This is a genomic window from Komagataeibacter kakiaceti JCM 25156 (genome assembly GCF_000613305.1).
In genome coordinates this window covers 1-1,194 of the sequence record NZ_BAIO01000629.1, presented here as the reverse complement: position 1 = coordinate 1,194, position 1,194 = coordinate 1, and the positions used below count along the sequence as shown (strand labels likewise).

The 1,194-nt window shown below is 65.0% G+C and carries 2 protein-coding genes; both read right to left on the bottom strand.

All coding sequences use genetic code 11. From position 1 onward, the window contains the following. Positions 1-260 precede the first annotated feature (260 nt). Entirely contained in the window at positions 261-764 is a 504-nt protein-coding gene (locus JCM25156_RS17335; RefSeq protein WP_025814145.1) for a CinA family protein, read from the bottom strand. A gap of 34 nt (positions 765-798) precedes the next feature. Continuing rightward, on the bottom strand, positions 799-1,194 hold a 396-nt coding region (locus JCM25156_RS17330), incomplete at its 5' end, for a phosphatidylglycerophosphatase A family protein (protein ID WP_025814144.1).

Genomic DNA, 1,194 nt, shown 5'->3' with positions numbered 1-1,194 from the left:
CCCCCAGGCCGTGCAGGCGGCAGGCACGGGCGAGACCTCCGAACCGATCCGTGTGCCAATGACAGGCAGCACGGTCGCCGGGTATTGATCAGGCGACATATCGATGCCGGGCATGGGCCTTTGGCCCCAACCGGCATCAGGCTGCCTGTTGAAAACAACGCCTGAAAAACAGCAAAGGTTTCTGGGCGTCGCCCTTTTTCAAAAAGGCGGCGTTTCCTGAAGCTTCCTTCCGATTTTCTGAATGTTTTTCAGGCGATCCCTTATTCAGCCGCCAGCCGTCCGGCATGGTCCAGCAGCAGCGCCATGGCGGTCCGTACCGCCTGCGCCCGGACTTCGCTCCGCCTGCCGGGAAAGACATGGGAGACGGTATCAACCTGTCCGCCCCCCGCCACGCCAAACCATACCAGCCCCACCGGTTTGTCCGGCGTGCCGCCGCCCGGTCCGGCAATGCCGGTAATGGCGATGGACAGGGTGGCGTCGGGTGTGTGTGTCAACGCCCCCTGGGCCATGGCGGCCGCGACCTCGCGGCTGACCGCGCCGTGCTGTTCGAGCAATGTGCTGGAAATGCCCAGCGTGTGATGTTTCATGCTGTTGGAATAGGTAACGAAGCCCCCCGCGACCACATCGGATGATCCGGCCGCATGGGTCAGCGCCGCCGCCAGCAGCCCGCCGGTACAGCTTTCCGCCGTGACGATACGGCAGCCCGCCGCGTGCAGGCGCTTCAGGACTTCGGGCATGTGGGCAAGGAAGGTATCGGGCAACATCTGCTACGTTCTCCATTTCTGGCGCGGTAACGCTTCAGGCAAGGAAACGGATGCCGGTCAGGATGGCCGCGGCCATGAGGCCCGCCACAATATCATCGCCCATGATTCCCAGCGCATCATGCCGCCGGTCAAACCAGCCCACCGGGCCGGGCTTGGTAATGTCGAACAGGCGGAACAGCGCGAAGGCCAGCAGCAGCCACAGCACATCCGCCCAGCGCAGCGCCGATAGCGGCAGGGGCGCGAGCGGGAACATGGCCAGCCACATGCCCGCGACCTCATCAATCACGATCCAGCCATGATCCTCCCCATGGGAGACGAGGTCCGTGGCCCGCCAGCCCACGACCGTGCAGATGATGATGGCCAGCGCCATCCACGCGCCATGCGCCAGCAGCGGCAGGCCCACCACCAGCGCGCTCAGCACCCCACGGTG